At 37.1% G+C, this 16,976-nt stretch carries 14 protein-coding genes; 10 read left to right on the forward strand and 4 right to left on the reverse strand.

Going from position 1 to position 16,976, the window contains the following annotated elements:
* Positions 1 to 733: 733 nt before the first annotated feature.
* The 4 genes from ANA_RS04910 (at position 734) to ANA_RS04925 (ending at position 5,445) form a co-directional block, all read left to right on the forward strand.
* Positions 734 to 1,195, forward strand: coding sequence for a hypothetical protein (locus tag ANA_RS04910; protein ID WP_015078950.1), 462 nt, complete (start codon positions 734 to 736; stop codon positions 1,193 to 1,195).
* Positions 1,196 to 1,204: 9 nt separating this feature from the next.
* The gene (locus ANA_RS27365) at positions 1,205 to 1,567 is read left to right on the forward strand and encodes an ATP-binding protein (protein ID WP_015078951.1); all 363 of its coding nucleotides are present in this window, start codon (positions 1,205 to 1,207) and stop codon (positions 1,565 to 1,567) included.
* Positions 1,568 to 1,582: 15 nt separating this feature from the next.
* Positions 1,583 to 3,769: a tetratricopeptide repeat protein gene (locus ANA_RS04920; RefSeq protein ID WP_015078952.1), complete on the forward strand. Its 2,187-nt coding sequence runs from the start codon at positions 1,583 to 1,585 to the stop codon at positions 3,767 to 3,769.
* Positions 3,770 to 4,047: 278 nt separating this feature from the next.
* Entirely contained in the window at positions 4,048 to 5,445 is a 1,398-nt protein-coding gene (locus tag ANA_RS04925; protein WP_015078953.1) for an IctB family putative bicarbonate transporter, read from the forward strand.
* Positions 5,446 to 5,607: 162 nt separating this feature from the next.
* Here the strand turns inward: ANA_RS04925 and smpB are convergent, their stop codons facing one another.
* Positions 5,608 to 6,078 carry an SsrA-binding protein SmpB gene (gene smpB, locus ANA_RS04930; protein ID WP_015078954.1) on the reverse strand — a complete coding sequence of 157 codons (471 nt, stop codon included), beginning with the start codon at positions 6,076 to 6,078 and terminating at the stop codon, positions 5,608 to 5,610.
* A 297-nt stretch (positions 6,079 to 6,375) separates the two neighbouring features.
* On the opposite strand from smpB, the gene ANA_RS04935 reads away from it, so the two are divergent.
* Positions 6,376 to 7,059 (forward strand): response regulator transcription factor, encoded by a 684-nt coding sequence (locus ANA_RS04935; RefSeq protein WP_015078955.1) that lies wholly within the window; start codon positions 6,376 to 6,378, stop codon positions 7,057 to 7,059.
* A gap of 137 nt (positions 7,060 to 7,196) precedes the next feature.
* On the opposite strand, the gene ANA_RS04940 is transcribed toward ANA_RS04935, so the two are convergent.
* A complete protein-coding gene (locus ANA_RS04940) occupies positions 7,197 to 8,579 on the reverse strand; it encodes a leucine-rich repeat domain-containing protein (protein WP_041458259.1) in 1,383 nt (460 codons plus the stop codon).
* A gap of 69 nt (positions 8,580 to 8,648) precedes the next feature.
* Positions 8,649 to 9,713 carry a potassium channel family protein gene (locus tag ANA_RS04945; protein ID WP_015078957.1) on the reverse strand — a complete coding sequence of 355 codons (1,065 nt, stop codon included), beginning with the start codon at positions 9,711 to 9,713 and terminating at the stop codon, positions 8,649 to 8,651.
* A 336-nt stretch (positions 9,714 to 10,049) separates the two neighbouring features.
* On the opposite strand from ANA_RS04945, the gene ANA_RS04950 reads away from it, so the two are divergent.
* From ANA_RS04950 to ANA_RS04965, 4 genes are all read left to right on the forward strand, one after another.
* Positions 10,050 to 11,333, forward strand: a complete 1,284-nt coding sequence (locus ANA_RS04950) for an aspartate aminotransferase family protein (RefSeq protein WP_015078958.1) — start codon at positions 10,050 to 10,052, stop codon at positions 11,331 to 11,333.
* Positions 11,334 to 11,482: 149 nt separating this feature from the next.
* On the forward strand, positions 11,483 to 11,800 hold the full coding sequence (locus tag ANA_RS04955; protein WP_015078959.1) for a hypothetical protein: 318 nt from the start codon (positions 11,483 to 11,485) through the stop codon (positions 11,798 to 11,800).
* 86 nt (positions 11,801 to 11,886) lie between these two features.
* A complete protein-coding gene (locus tag ANA_RS04960; RefSeq protein WP_015078960.1) occupies positions 11,887 to 12,942 on the forward strand; it encodes a YwqG family protein in 1,056 nt (351 codons plus the stop codon).
* A 135-nt stretch (positions 12,943 to 13,077) separates the two neighbouring features.
* Positions 13,078 to 13,920, forward strand: a complete 843-nt coding sequence (locus ANA_RS04965; protein WP_015078961.1) for a helix-turn-helix domain-containing protein — start codon at positions 13,078 to 13,080, stop codon at positions 13,918 to 13,920.
* Between the two features lie 8 nt (positions 13,921 to 13,928).
* Here ANA_RS04965 and ANA_RS04970 read toward each other — a convergent pair whose 3' ends face one another.
* On the reverse strand, positions 13,929 to 14,915 hold the full coding sequence (locus tag ANA_RS04970) for a DNA-methyltransferase (RefSeq protein WP_015078962.1): 987 nt from the start codon (positions 14,913 to 14,915) through the stop codon (positions 13,929 to 13,931).
* 403 nt (positions 14,916 to 15,318) lie between these two features.
* Here ANA_RS04970 and ANA_RS04975 point away from each other — a divergent pair, with 403 nt between their 5' ends.
* Positions 15,319 to 16,932 (forward strand): iron uptake porin, encoded by a 1,614-nt coding sequence (locus ANA_RS04975; RefSeq protein WP_015078963.1) that lies wholly within the window; start codon positions 15,319 to 15,321, stop codon positions 16,930 to 16,932.
* Positions 16,933 to 16,976 lie beyond the last annotated feature (44 nt).

The raw sequence follows: 16,976 nt of genomic DNA on the forward strand, positions 1-16,976 counted from the left end.
GCTCTGCCTCTTAATCATAAGAATACCCGGTAAGTGGGAAACTCAGTGGCTTTAGCCCTGAGAAGGAAACGGCACGAGCGGTTTTAACCGCTGTGAATCTTAAAATTGAAACCAGATTTTTGATTGGAACCTGGAAACCAACTCCCTTGCGGGGTAATGTTAGCTTCGACCTGTTATAAGAGCTTGTTAGGCTGGCAACACTGTTTCAGTGACCTTAAAACTGTTTAATTGCCAGCGACAGAGCAGGGAACTAGCTACGCATTCCAGGGTGTCGTGACTCAAATAACGGCTACCATGAGAGTAAACTCAGGGTGGTCTGGTCAGTACGGCTTGCTTGATTACTCTTGCAAGCCCAGTCCCTTTAGGGCTGGGTTACTGACTATTCTCATCTAGAATATACAAATATTATATAGCAGTTCTTGTGATCTTAGGTACAAAGTTTTTTAGTTTTAGGGAACTGGGAATAGGAAATAAGGAATAAGTTAATGATATATAACAGTTCTTATTTAATTACTATTTTGAAGGATAGCATCGAACGCAGATAAACGCAGATAAACGCGGATTTTTTTGTTCTCTCTGTTTATAGATAATTTTTTCTGCAAATTATATTTAATTCAATCAGAAGTTTTAATTTGATCTAGGATAATACTCGCGTATTTATCCCAATTTATGGTACAAATAAAACAATTAGAGTAGTTATTGTTCTGCTGACAATTAAGAAGGGGTAGTTTTTATGGTTGAACCACTCACTGGCTCTGTTATTGTTTCTTTATCTTCCTCGGAAGCAATCAAGGAAGGTGGAAAATTTGCAGTTAAAGGAGTCGCGGATACTTTTGCAAAGTTGGTTAGCACTATTCGACAAAAGCTAACTACAGAAGGAATGGAAGGTTTATTAATTCGGGCTGAAAAAGATCCAAATGAAAAAAATAAACTTCAGTTACAAGATGAATTGCAAGAATACATTAATGCTGATAAAATTTTTGCTAATCAACTTAAATTGCTAGTTGAAGAACTCAAAACACAAGACCCTAAGATTCGTCAGGTAATTCTGAGTGGAATTGAATTAACTGGTGATTTACAAGCTCAGAATATCACTCAAAAAACTTCAGGAAGTAGTGGTTCTGTTGACCAGGAAATGCTCACCAATATCAAAGCTAATAATATTAATGTAGGTAATTTAAATCAAGAAGGTTAAGTTCTAATCATGAATACAAATCATCTTCCTCAAGTTGTTCAAGAGCTTTTCAAAAATGTGCAAGTGGGGGGTGATATCTCTGTGAGAGATATTACTCAAGTTTTTCAAACTGTCAATAATTTAAATGATTGGGATAAACCTCTAGGTTTTCCCCACAATATCCCTAATAGTAATACTAAAAAGTTTGTTGGTCGAGAAAATGAATTAGTTTTAATTCATCAACATTTACAAACTAGCAATCATGCTGTAATTTCTGCTGTTGAAGGTATGGGTGGTATTGGTAAAACTGAATTAGCTACCCAATATTCTCTTCTGCATTTATTCCTAAATTTTTATCCAAGAGGTATTTGTTGGTTGTCGGCTACAAATTAAAATCTCGGTTTACAAATAATTCAATTTTGTCGCACACATTTAGGTTTAAATCCCCTAGATGATTTTGATGTATTACTACAAGTAAAGTGGTGTTGGCAACGTTGGCAAGAAGGTAGGGTTTTATTAGTTATTGATGATGTCCAAAATTATTCGGCGATTCAGCCTTATTTGCCGCCACAATCATCTCAATTTCAGGTTTTGATCACAACAAGACTAAAACTAGATTTATCTGGTTCTTTGTCTTTACAAATCCTTTCTCTACCGGAGGCAATGGCATTATTATCAAAATTAATTGGTGAAGATAGCTTAAATCAAGAAACAGCACTAGCAGAGGAACTTTGTCAACGATTAGGTCGTTTACCACTAGCTTTACAATTGGTTGGTCGTTATGTCAAATATCGTCAGATATCTTGCGCGGAAATGTTGCGAAGATTAGCAGCTAAAGGTATCAATCATCCTGCTTTTGATATTGATGCTCATGACCCTACTTGGACTTTATCTATAACTCGTGGTGTTCAAGCTGCTTTTGAATTAAGTTGGGAAATTATCAGTTATTCTGCTCAAGAGTTAGGTTGTCTACTCAGTTTATTTGCTTTAGCTCCCATTCCTTGGTTATTGATTCAAAGTGCTTCACGGGAGAAAAACATAGAAAGTCTAGAAAATGCCAGAATTGAATTAGAACGATTACATCTTTTACAAACTGAAAATATTGATCATTATCAATTACATCAACTAATTCATGATTTTTTACAAGTCAAGTTAGAAAAACTGTCAACGGTTACACAGGAAAAGATCACCTTGGCAAACTTTTTGTTTTTAGATATTGGTCAACTTTTTAGTAATTTATTCAATCGTCAATCTGTCAGCACTACACTAAAACGTAATTTTTGCCAAGCAATGGTTAATATAGCTCAAGAAATTCCAGAACAACCAATACAGAAAGATATTCAAAGATTCAAATTAGCTATACCCCATTTACAGGAAGTAGCAGATCATTTACTGGATACTGTGAGTGATGAAAATTTAATTTGGCCTTTTGTGGGAGTAGGAAGATTTTATAAAGGACAAGGATTATATAATGATGCAGAACCTTGGCAGAAAAAATGTGTATTATTGCTAAAACGGCGTTTAGGTGATGATCATCCTGATGTTGCTACCAGTCTCAACAATTTGGCATTACTTTACAAATCTCAAGGCAAGTACAAGGAAGCAGAACCTCTCTACCAACAAGCTTTAGCTCTCAGGCAAAAACTGCTGGGTGATGATCATCCTGATGTTGCTACCAGTCTCAACAATTTGGCATCACTTTACGATTCTCAAGGCAAGTACAAGGAAGCAGAACCTCTCTACCAACAAGCTTTAGCTCTCAGGCAAAAACTGCTGGGTGATGATCATCCTGATGTTGCTACCAGTCTCAACAATTTGGCATCACTTTACGAATCTCAAGGCAGGTACAACGAAGCAGAACCTCTCTACCAACAAGCTTTAGCTCTCTGGCAAAAACTGCTGGGTGATGATCATCCTCATGTTGCTACCAGTCTCAACAATTTGGCATTACTTTACGAATCTCAAGGCAGGTACAACGAAGCAGAACCTCTCTACCAACAAGCTTTAGCTCTCAGGCAAAAACTGCTGGGTGATGATCATCCTCATGTTGCTATCAGTCTCAACAATTTGGCATCACTTTACAATTCTCAAGGCAAGTACAACGAAGCAGAACCTCTCTACCAACAAGCTTTAGCTCTCTGGCAAAAACTGCTGGGTGATGATCATCCTCATGTTGCTACCAGTCTCAACAATTTGGCATTACTTTACGAATCTCAAGGCAGGTACAACGAAGCAGAACCTCTCTACCAACAAGCTTTAGCTCTCAGGCAAAAACTGCTGGGTGATGATCATCCTCATGTTGCTATCAGTCTCAACAATTTGGCATCACTTTACAATTCTCAAGGCAAGTACAACGAAGCAGAACCTCTCTACCAACAAGCTTTAGCTCTCAGGCAAAAACTGCTGGGTGATGATCATCCTGATGTTGCTCAAAGTCTCAACAATTTGGCAGGACTTTACTATTCTCAAGGCAAGTACAAGGAAGCAGAACCTCTCTACCAACAAGCTTTAAATATTTTTGAACAACGATTAGGAGTAAATCACCCTCATACTATTATTGTACGTGATAATCTTGAACGTTTACGCAATCTTTAAGTAAATGCTGTTAATCTTAAAGCATTTATTTTCAGACAAATCTATTGGATAAGACAACAATAGCTTTGTTTAGCAATCTGATGTTTAACGTTAAGATTCCCATAAATTTCGTTGCTATGACAATACTTTTGTTAAGCAATCTGCTAATACTGGTTTTTATTTCCTGTTTTCCGTTGCCTTTTGCTTCTTAACCCTTGCCGATTCTTCCTTTCAAAATAGGTTTACAATTAGACTGGCGATAAGCTATACTTTATAACTTCTGTACTTTGTATTTCCTCATGAACTTAGTTTGGGAAAGATTAACTTTATCTTCTTTACCACTGAAAGAATATTTGTCTAGCAGTTACCTCCATAAGTTTTTGGTGGGACTGTTAAAACCTTGGCGACAAAGTAGTATTTTCATCCAGTGGGGAGATATAATTGCTGTAGGCTTACTTAGCCTTGTTTATGGTCTTGCACCTTTTGTTTCTAGCACCTTAATGGGTTTATTGTTAGTAGCTTGTGTGGGATTGTGGTTATTATTGACCTTATCCGATGATTATACATCAGTTAATGCTCCTACTGCCACTCCCATTCATTTACTAGTATTGCTGTATTGGAGTATTGCTGCCATATCAACAGCATTATCACCGGTGAAAAAAGCAGCATTAGGTGATTTACAAACATTAACACTTTATTTATTGCTGTTTGTTCTTTGTGCTAGAGTGTTGAGAGTGGCGCGGTTTCGGTCTTGGTTAATTACCCTCTATTTGCATATTTCCCTAATCGTCAGCGTCTATGGGTTGCGACAATGGTTTTTTGGTGCGAAGGCCTTAGCTACGTGGGTTGACCCAGAATCTTCTTTGGCTAAAACTACGAGAGTTTACAGTTACTTAGGAAATCCTAACCTATTAGCTGGATATCTTTTACCCGCTGTAATTTTGAGCTTAGTTGCTATTGTAGCTTGGCCGGGTTGGATTAGGAAATCATTAGCCTTAACAATGTTTGTGGTTAACGCTACTGTTTTAATTTTGACCTTTAGTCGCGGTGGTTGGATTGCCTTATTAGTGGAATTATTGACAATAGCGGTGTTGCTGTTTTATTGGTGGAGTATAAGTATGCCCCCATTTTGGCGGACTTGGTCTTTACCAATATTCTTAGGAACTGTAGTGGGGTTATTGATAATTGGATTGATATTTGTCGAACCCTTCCGGGTGCGAATCGTGAGTATATTTGCCGACCGCAAAGACAGTAGTAATAATTTCCGTAAAAATGTCTGGGAATCGGTATTTCAAATGATCCGCGATCGCCCTATAATTGGTATAGGACCAGGACATGGTGCTTTTAATAAAGTTTATCCTCTGTACCAACATCCGAAATTTACAGCCTTAAGTGCCTATTCTGTGTTTCTAGAAACGATTGTAGAAACTGGCTTTTTGGGTTTTACTTGTTTTATGTGGTTGATTGTCGTTGCATTAAATACAGGATATTTGCAATTAAGTCGGTTACGAAAAACTAAGAATATGGAAGGCTTGTGGCTAATGGGGGCAATAGCTGCTATAATAGGTTTATTAACTCAGGGTTTATTTGATACAGTTTTCTATCGTCCTGAAGTTAATACTCTCTGGTGGTTAATGATGGCTTTAATTGCCAGTTATTGGCAACCTTTAACCCGCAATAATCATAATCACGCTTAGAAAAGAGTTTCCTAACCCGCCTGGGAATGAATTCCCAGTCTAATAGTTCAAGTCCACTGAAGTGGACTCAAAGCCTTTAATAGTCGTCTTTAGACGACTTTTGCTATGAGACTCCGAATTCATTCGGAGGCGGTTGTGGGAATTTCCCCTGCCCTCTGCCTCCTAGTACCTCTTCATTGCCCTTTGCATATCTCGCTGGTCGTCACGACGTTTGAGACTTTCGCGTTTGTCGTGGAGTTTTTTACCTTTACCCAGGGCAATGACTATTTTTACCCAACCCCGTTTCAGATACATTTTTAAGGGGACTAGGGTTAAACCTTCCTGTTGTACCCTCCCAATAAGTTTACGCAGTTCTTGTTTATGGAGTAATAATTTGCGGGTTCGTCTGGGTTCGTGATTAAAGTATGCACCACTAGAGGCATAAGGAGAAATATGGACGTTGATTAACCATGCTTCACCGTCACGAAGCAACGCATAGCCATCTTGCAAATTGGCTTTACCCGCACGAATTGATTTTACTTCAGTTCCTGTCAACTGAACTCCCGCTTCATAGGTTTCTATGATTTCATATAAAAACCGTGCTTGCCGATTATCACAAATAACTTTGTAACCTTCACTCTGTTTATCACTCATCGAAAATCTTCTTAGTTTTAATAAATACGCCTAAAAATTTATTTAGACTAACTCTTTTATTGATTGTAGTTCACAAAGACAGGTGACAGGTAAACCTGTTTAGTCTCTAAATTACGTAAAGTTTTGTTAACTATTCCTAAAAATTTAATATTTTCTTTAGAAATCATTGATGATGTCATCATGAGTAAGTAATCTTGTCATAGTATTAAAGATCAAATTAGTATTCTTGCTTGTGTCTATTAATATTTGTGATTACAGTAAATTACTCGGTCAAAAAATTATAGGGGTGTATTATCCATGCCCTTGACTATTCTTGTCGCAGATGATGATTTAGGCACCCGTCTATCTATTAGTGATTATCTTGATCTGTCTGGGTATAGTGTCATTACTGTTGATAATGGTATAGATGCTTTGGCTATGGTTGAAAAGCGTCATCCTGATTTGATGGTGACAGATATTATGATGCCACAGATGAATGGTTATGAGTTGGTGCGTCGTGTTCGGCAATTATCGGCGTTTCGATTATTACCTGTGATTTTGTTGACAGAGAGAACGAAAACCCAAGAACGAATTTTGGGCTATCAGTCTGGTTGTGATTTGTATTTGCCTAAGCCTTTTGAATTAGAGGAAATAGCCGCTGCTATACGTAATTTATTAGAGCGATCGCAAATCATCCAATCAGAATGTCGTTTTCTTTATCAGGAAGAAATCAGTTTTGCCACTTATACAAAAGCAAAAAACGGTCATATTTCTATCCCTACTCAAGTGCAACAATCTCAAGTATTGACACCGTTAACTGTTAGAGAACAGGAAGTTTTAGACTTATTAACTCATGGTTTTTCTAATGGGGAAATTGGTAATCATTTACATTTGAGTCCGCGCACGGTGGAGAAATATGTTAGTAGTTTATTGAGAAAAACAGAAACCAGCAACCGCGCAGAATTAGTTAGGTTTGCGATTAAACATGGTTTAGTGGAATAGGATTTTTGCCCAAATTTACATTTTTAGTCTGGTAATATTCAGTGAAATTGAGTATTTTGAGGGTGCGTTAGTAAGTCCATAACGCACGAAAATATAACCAGACTATAAATTCAAATAGACTCTGGTTTCAGGGGACATTATTTAAAGGTAAATGGATTTTCCCAAAGGTAAAGTTCAGTCAAATTAGTCAGATTGGACAAAGGTTTGATATCGCTGATTGGATTTTCCCAAAGGGAAAGATAAGTCAAATTAGTCAGATTAGACAAAGGTTTTATGTCGCTGATTTTATTTTCACTAAGGCCAAGAGAAGTCAAATTAGTCAAGTTAGACAAAGGTTTGATATCGCTGATTTGATTTTTTGAAAGGATAAGAAAAGTCAAATTAGTCAGACTAGACAAAGGTTTGATATCGCTGATTTGATTTAACGAAAGGAAAAGCAAAGTCAAATTAGTCAGATTAGACAAAGGTTTGATATCGCTGATTTTATTTGACAAAAGGTAAAGATAAGTCAAATTGGTCAGATTAGACAAAGGTTTGATATCGCTGATTTTATTTCCCCAAAGGTCAAGATAAGTCAAATTGGTCAGATTAGACAAAGGTTTGATATCGCTGATTTGATTTAACGAAAGGGTAAGAGAAGTCAAATTAGTCAGGTTAGACAAAGGTTTAATATTGCTGATTTGATTTCCCCAAAGGATAAGAAAAGTCAAATTAGTCAGGTTAGACAAAGGTTTAATATCGCTGATTTGATTCCCCCAAAGGTCAAGAGAAGTCAATTTAGTCAGATTAGATAAAGGTGTGGTGTCGCTGATTTGATTTCCCACAAGGTCAAGTTTAGTCAAATTAGTGAAATTAGACAAAGATTTGATATCGCTGATTTTATTTTTTGAAAGACCAAGAGAAGTCAATTTAGTCAGGTTAGACAAAGGTTTGATATCGCTGATTTTATTTCCCACAAGGTTAAGAAAAGTCAAATTAGTCAGGTTAGACAAAGGTTTAATATCGCTGATTTGATTCCCCCAAAGGTCAAGAGAAGTCAATTTAGTCAGATTAGATAAAGGTGTGGTGTCGCTGATTTGATTTCCCACAAGGTCAAGTTTAGTCAATTTAGTCAGGTTAGACAAAGATTTGATATCGCTGATTTTATTTTTTGAAAGACCAAGAGAAGTCAATTTAGTCAGGTTAGACAAAGATTTGATATCGCTGATTTTATTTTTTGAAAGACCAAGAGAAGTCAATTTAGTGAGATTAGACAAAGGTTTGATATCGCTGATTTTATTTTCACTAAGGCCAAGAGAAGTCAAATTAGTCAATATTTGATTAGCTTGACTACAATTTTGTGTTTTGGCAACTTTTAATAATACTTCAACCGTGTGTCTTGTCTCTTGAGGTAAACTTCCTTTTTGTTCACACCATTCTGTAAAAGTCTTGGGTGTGTTTGCAGGTGCAGCAGTAACTTTTGGTGTGTACAATCCTAAAGTCAAGGTAAAAATAGTGGTCGCTACTAAAGCTAGTTTCATGATTTTACAAGTTATACAAAAAAGACACAGTAATTTTACCATCTTCCAACTTGCAAAATAAGTCTGCTTTTAGCTATTTTTCGGACGTTTGAGGGGAATAGAATTAATCGGACCAAGAATTTGATTTAAATCCCGCAATTGTTCAGCCGTACCCATACAAATTAATGTATCTCCCGACATTAAAACAGTATCTCCAGTTGGACCACCAATGAGTTTACCATCAAGGCGACGAATTGCCAGAACTAATGCTCCTGATTGCGATCGCAATTTTGCCTTTTGTAAACTTTGACCGACAAAGGGACACCTATCGGAATCTAGTAAAAATTCTTCCATATATAACTGACGGTCTGTACCAGAAAGCATCCCATCTACAAAGTCTAAAATCTGCGGTCTGAGGGCTGCTGCTGCCATGCGTTTGCCGCCGGTGATATACGGTGAAATTACGGCATCTGCACCACCGCGTTGTAACTTTTGTACCGCTTCTTCCGTACTAGCGCGAGCGATCGCCCGAATGCCTGGATTCAGAGTTTTTGCTGAGAGAACAGTATATAAATTTTCCGCATCTGAAGGTAAAGCCGCGACAATACAAATTGCTTTAGTAACGCCAACTTTTAACAAAGTATCATCTAACGTCGCATCACCTTGAAAAACAATGTAACCAATTTCCTGAGCTTTTTGGACAGATTCAAGTTCCGAATCAATAATCACAAAAGAAACAGCTTCAGCCTGAAATTCCTTAGCAATTTGTCGCCCAGTGCGACTAAATCCACAGATAATATAATGTTCTGATAATGATTCCATTAAACGCCTTTGTTGTCGGAGTCGAATTCCTTCTAGAAAATAACCTTCAATGACTGCGGCTGTAAATCTATTAACAATATAAGTAAGATTCACCACACCCATTAAAATTAAGACAATGGTAAATAAACGCCCTCGACTACCTAATGGGTGAGTTTCTCCATAACCGACAGTTGCTAGAGTAATTACAGTCATGTAAGCTGCATCTTCCCATTTCCAGCCCTCAACCAGGGAATACCATAAAGTCCCAATTAGGGAAATACCAGCTAAAGCAAGCGCCCCAGCCATTAATTCTTTTTGAATCCGTTGATATTTTTGTTCAAGGGTAGAATACACAGGCAATTAAAAATTAAGAATTAAAAATTAAACAACTCCCGACATCAGGGACGACAAATAATAAATTACCCAATTTTGTGGGATGGGCATCCTTGCCCGTCCTTAATGATTTAGCGGACAAGATGCCCGTACCACAAGAAACTTTTTTTAATTGGAAGTCCATAAGGGTTCAGAATAAATAATATTTGCACAATTATGGGTAATTTTTCCTCCTTTTTTCTCTTTCCTCTTTCTTCTTCTTGACTCGGTGACTCCTCCTAAAACCATCAGAAATTTTGAAAGATTTCCCAGAACCTAGTAAAGTATTACGATAAAAGCTTTTCAGGAGTAGCGGTAGTGAGCGTCCAAACTCTAATTGAACAAGCCATGAACCCCTCGGAGTCAGGTATTATGCCATCTACACCTTTTGATGTTGATAGCTTTGATACGGCTGTTATGTCTACGTACAGTCGCTTTCCTTTGGCTTTGGAACGGGGTGCTGGTTGCCGTGTTTGGGATAGTCAGGGCAACGAATATCTGGATTTTGTCGCGGGCATTGCCACTTGTACTCTAGGACACGCCCATCCAGCAATGGTAGAGGCTGTAACTAGACAAATCCAGAAATTGCATCATGTTTCTAATTTGTACTATATTCCTGAACAGGGTGAATTAGCTAAATGGATTGTTAATCATTCCTGTGCAGATAGAGTATTTTTCTGCAATTCTGGCGCTGAAGCCAACGAAGCAGCAATTAAACTAGCGCGGAAATATGCCCACACTGTCCTAGAAATTGCCCACCCAATCATTTTAACTGCCCATGCCAGTTTTCACGGAAGGACTTTAGCCACTGTGACTGCCACTGGACAACCCAAGTATCAAAAGCATTTTGATCCTTTAGTTCCTGGTTTCCACTATGTAAATTACAACGATATTAGAGCAGTTGAAGCCGCTGTTACTGAATTAGATGAAGGTAATTATCGGGTCGGGGCAATTTTAATTGAACCATTGCAAGGGGAAGGTGGCGTTCGTCCTGGGGATATTGCTTACTTTAAGCGGTTACGGGAGATTTGCGACGAAACTGGCATTTTGTTGATTTTTGATGAAGTACAGGTTGGTATGGGACGCAGTGGCAAATTATGGGGTTATGAACATTTGGGAGTAGAACCAGATATTTTCACCAGTGCGAAAGGTTTGGGCGGTGGTATTCCCATCGGTGCGATGATGAGTAAGAAATTCTGCGATATTTTCCAACCAGGAGAACACGCAAGTACATTTGGCGGTAATCCCTTTGTCTGTGGTGTGGCGCTGAGTGTGTGTGAGACTTTGGAAAAAGAGAATATTTTAGAGAATGTCAGAGAACAGGGCGCACATTTACGAGAAGGATTAAGAGCGATCGCTCGTCAATATCCTCAGCATATCTCAGAAGTACGCGGTTGGGGTTTAATTAGCGGCATGGAAATCAAAGCCGATATTCCCTTAACTGCTGGTGAAGTTGTCAAAGCTGCAATGGCAGAAGGTTTATTACTTGTTCCCGCAGGTCCTAAAGTAGTGCGGTTTGTTCCCCCTCTCATTGTCACAGAGGCAGAAATCAAGCAAGCATTAAAAGCTGTAGAAAAGGCATTAGCTAAACTGACAGCATAGGTAATTAAAAATTCGTAATTCGTAATTTCAAGAATTATCAATTACGAATTTTTCATCTTGATAATTTTCAACATATCAATTTGGAATAAATTAATCAAAAAATGCGATAAAATGGAATAATATATTTTTCATTAATACACAACGAAGCTATGCCAGAAACAAAATCTACTCATACAGTCCGCAGAGGCAGAATCTTCCCAGAAATTCAATGGACTCAAGAACAGAAAGCACAATGGCAGACTGAACGGGAAACATTGTCTCAAAACTGTAAAATAATTTTTGAGCAGTTACAAGCAGAACTCATTAAAACTCACTATAACTGGTACATAGCAATTGAGCCAAATAGCCGTGAATATTTTATTCATGAAGATCCCTTATTAGCCGCACAACAAGCACATCAAAAATACCCAAACGTCAAACTGCACGTTTTCCGAATTAATGAAACTGGAGTATGTGGCAAAATATGATTTTAAAATAATACTTACTACAAATAAAAGAAAGACCCTTCAAATATTACCAGTATCATTCATAATCACATCTAAGGTTAATTATCATGAAATGCAATAAAATATTTAGATTAAGTTCCCTGAGAACGTCCATTCACCTAGATGGCTGCAATGTTACCCATTATCAAGAACTGCATAAATTCTCTTCAGAAGCAGAAGCAGAAGCTTTTTTTAATCAAAGTATTCAAGAATTACTCACACACGGTTGGTATGATATCGAATCTGTGACCGTAGACGAAAATAACAAAGATCTCACTCCAGATGAATTGTATGGAATGTTCTTAGAATTAAAAAATCAAGTAGATGAATTTGCCAATGCAATTATCAAACCTTATATAGAAATTACTCCATCTTCAACAACAGAAACTACCCTATGGCAAAGTAAATTTGGTGGTTTACCTTACCTGCCCAAAAATACGACCTATCCTGAAGCCCCAGATGGTACACCCCTCCATCTTTTAGCACAAATCAACTTTGCTGAAACTCCTAAATTAGAAGATTTACCAGAAAAAGGGATTCTTCAGTTTTATATTGAAGCCGGAGGTGAAACAGCCTATGGAATTGAAGAATATCCCCAATTAAAACAAACTACCTTTAGAGTTATTTACTTTCCTGAACCAGATTTAAATATTGATAATCTCCTAGATAACTTTGATTTTTTACCTCCAGGAATAGGTTTGCCATTATTAGACTGTCTGGGTTTGAATTTCGCTATTAAATCAACTCCTATGTGTGCATCAGATTATCGGTTTAGAAACTTAGTTAAAAGCCATTTTCCCATCTTTCAACAAGATAATCTAACCAAAGCAATGGAAAATTCTTTAGAAGAACTTGTAGATGATTTTCTCAATGAATATGAAGAAAAATATGAGGAATCATTAGGAGGACATTGTTTAGGAGGATATCCCGCATTTGTGCAAAATGATGATCGTGCAGATTTGCAGGAAGAGGAAGGTTATGATTTTCTGCTATTGCAAATGAACTCTGATGATGAGCATTCAATTATGTGGGGAGATGAGGGAGTTGGTAACTTTTATATTCAACCTTCTGCACTGAAACGGTTGGATTTTTCTCAGATTTTGTACACCTATAATTGTTGTTGAGAGAAGGTGAATTAGGCTTTTATAAGTTTAAATAAATTTATTCAAACTTAATCATAAACGTACTTTTAGTTCGTTTTAACATTTTGATGCTTTGTATAAGATTCAAGACGTACTTTTAGTTCGTTTTAGTTTTTTATGAGTTTTGAAAGATATAAAGAAGTTAAACAGCTTTTTGGTGATAGAGTCCAAGCCCTTCGCAAAGACAGAGGTATTACACAAGAGCAGTTAGCAGAGGATATTGATAAATCCGTTGAGCATATTAGCTACATAGAACGAGGTGAACGCGCTCCGTCTTTTGAAACAATTTTAGATATTGCTGAAGCCCTGAAAGTGTCAGTACCATACTTAATGAATGTCACACCCCAAACAGATATCAGTACAAACTTTCTCACTGAATTACAAACTCCGGTAGTTCTTCCCTCTCTTGTTGAACCTGTTAAGGAAGCAGTTAACACAACTAAAGAGCGCCGTTCAGATTTAGAACGATTACAGACAGCACTTGGGGCTATTCAGGAATTACAGAGTCTGGCAAATGAGTATGGTATTAATGATGTTTTTCAAGACAATGGAGGGAAAGTTCTTCAAGTTTTAATCTTACTTGGTTTGCGGATATCACCTGGACGTGAAGGCAATGATGCAATTGATGCAGAAAAAAATGAATATGAATTAAAAACAATTAATAAACTTTTAAGTAAAAGTGTCACCACAAATCATCATCTTAACCTTGATATCTTAGCCAAATATCGTGCTGTAAAAGCTTGGTATATTGCTGTTTATGAAGGAATTTTATTAAAAGCTATATACAGAGTTGACCCTACTTCACTTGAAACTAAGTTCAGTTACTGGGAATCTAGAATACGTGGCGGAATGGAATCTATTAATAATCCTAAAATCCCTTTAAGTTTAATAGAAAAAGAAGGTGAGTTGGTTTATCCTAAACAGAATCAACAAACAATTCCAGGAAATTTGCCAATTTAAAGTAACCTTCATAATTTCAAAGCTAATTGCTTTGAAGTAGTTAAACAAACAGATTCTTTTTGAGCAAGAAGACATTCATAAAGAGTCAGAGCCTCCTTCGAGCTTTGAGTTTTATCTAGAAACCGGAAAGCTGAAGATGCTAAATAAGATGGCTCTTGTTCAAAAGCCATCCAACTTCTTTCTAGCTGTTCAGCGGCAAAACCTGTAGTATTTGATCCTGCAAATATATCTAGAACTTTATCTCCAGTATCAGTCAAAAATTTAATGAAAAACATTGGCAACTTTTGAGGAAATCTCGCTGGATGAGGGGGTATGGAAATAGATTTACATAATTGAATATAACTAGAATTACTTTCAGTATTTGCAATCTCTAACAAATTTGATGGTATAGCACCACCATTATCAGTAGCAAAATTCTTACTGATATCATGGCCTGAAGGTCTTTCTTTCGGTGTATAGTATTTTTGAGGATCTGCCTGTAGCTTCTTCATTCGCTCAGAGTAAGGGACTAAAACATTACTAACATTTGCTTTAGGATGATCAGTTTTTGAGAGCCACCAGACGGTATTTACAGAGTCCTTTGCTCGAATTTTTCGCTTATTAACCCACTCAATTGGTGAAGGTAGTTTAGCTGGGTTATACCAAAAAAATTCTTCAGCCAGTCTAAATCCCAATTCATCACAAAGTTTAATTAAAACTCGATAGTTATAGAGAGAGCGAACTGGACGTTTACTTTCATAAGCTCCACCTAAATCAAGTACGAAACTACCAGTTGAATTCAGAACTCGATAAACTTTTTTGGAAAACTCAAGCAACCAATCAACATAATCTTCCTGCTCTACATTGCCATAAGCCTTTTTGCGTTGCAAGGCAAAAGGTGGTGATGTCAGCACTAAATCTATTGAGTCAGATTCCAGTTGATCCAGCAATTGTAGGGAATCACCAAGATAAGCCGCACCGCAGTCTGTAGTATATAGTGGATTGGGAAGAACCATTGTCAGACGCACTAAGAGTTGGTTCTATAACTATAATCCTAAAATATCAAAACGACATATTTTTGGTATCAGTTCTTGTAAAGGCCTACACATAGTGAAAGATTGTGCCATTGACGGCACGGCATTGTATGAACAATGCCAGAAAAGGATATTCGTAACCTTTACCGTTTTATAGACTGGGTTATGATGTTACCAAAGGCATTAGAAGCGGACTTTTGGCAAGATTTTAAACAATTTGAAACAAAATAATATAAATTAACTTTATCATAGCTTAATTATTTCTGGTTGTTTCAACGCAAAAACAACCAAAATTATCTTATTTTGTCTCTGATATTGCATAAGTATTGCGAAAATAAAAACATTAATCTATCATCACTTATTAATGTGTGGTGTGCAAGCAAAGATGATCAAGTTAATCACAAGAATATTACTGGTATCTGTAGTTAATTTAACTTATGCCTTATTTAGTCATGCTATAGCTAATGCCGAAAATGTTGATTCATTAGAGATAGAACAAGTTACATCAGTTTCTCAATTAAGAGATGTAGAACCCACAGATTGGGCATTTCAGGCTTTACAATCTCTAGTTGAACGATATGCTTGCATTGCTGGATATCCCAATGGAACTTTCCGAGGAAATCGAGCTTTAACGCGCTATGAATTCGCTGCTGGGTTAAATGCTTGTTTAGATAGAGTTAATGAATTGATAGCTACAAGTGCAAGTAATGCAGTAACAAAAGAAGATTTCACTAAATTACAAAAACTTACAGAAGAATTCGCAGCCGAATTAGCCACACTCCGGGGAAAAGTAGATACTTTAGAGGCAAAAACCACAGAACTAGAAGCAAATCAATTTTCCACAACTACCAAACTATTTGGACAAGCAATTTTTGGTATTCAAGGACGGAGTGAAAATAGTGCAGATTTGTCACCAAAAGATGGGATTAAAGAAACAATAGATAACGGGACAAAAATTAACGTTATTAGTAATGTTCAACTCACACTACTTACCCAATTTAAAAACCGCAGCTTTTTAGTAACAGGATTACAAGCTGGTAATGGGGGTACAGCTAGTTTCAATGCCCCCCGAATCACCAACGATACCCGATTAGCTTATGAAGGTAATACAGATAATAGCTTAGTTTTAACTGACCTCAATTATCGGTTTTTAGTAGGTGATAAAGTAGCAGTAATAGTTGGTCCAGCAGGGGTTAATCCTATCAACACTTTTCGGGGAGCAAACCGCATAGAAAGTGCAGGTAAAGGTCCCATTTCTACCTTTGCTCAACGTAACCCAATTTTAGCAATTGGTAATGGTACAGGTGGTTTGGGCTTGGATTGGCAAATGAATAAACGAATTAGTTTGCAAGCAGTTTATACAGCAAATAAACCCGCCGATAGTAGCCAAAATGCCGGATTATTTAATGGGGGAAATGCCACCGGAGTGCAATTAAATCTTGCTCCTACTAATAACATTGATTTAGCACTAAATTATATTAATTCCTACTCGACTACAGGATTTTTAGGAACTGGAATTGGTGATGATTTATTGGCTTATACACCTACTTCTACTAGTCCCCTGACAACTGATGCTTTTGGTGCTACTGCATCTTGGCAGGTTAATCCTAAGTTGACAATTGGTGGTTGGGGCGGTTTTACGACTTCTCGCATACCTGGACAATCAGGGAGTGTAAAAACTAATAATTGGATGGCTTTTCTTAACCTTCCCGATTTATTGGGACAAGGAAATTTGGGGGGGATTTATGTCGGACAACCTCCGAAAATTGTTAGTAGTGATTTACCAACAGGTAATAATCTTCCAGGTATTCTTAAAGATTCTCTTGGTAGTGCGGGAGGACAACCAGGAACTACTACTCATGTAGAAGCTTTTTATCGTTATCGAATGTCAAATAATATTAATATTACTCCTGGTGTAATCTTGATATTTGAGCCAAGACATAGCCCGAATAGCGACATGATTACCATTGGTGTTCTCCGAACAACTTTTAGTTTCTAAAGATATATTCTTACCAATTAAAATACAAATTTTTCTATAATAGG

Origin of the sequence: Anabaena sp. 90 (assembly GCF_000312705.1) — a bacterium.
In the GTDB taxonomy this organism is placed as follows: Bacteria; Cyanobacteriota; Cyanobacteriia; order Cyanobacteriales; family Nostocaceae; genus Dolichospermum; species Dolichospermum lemmermannii.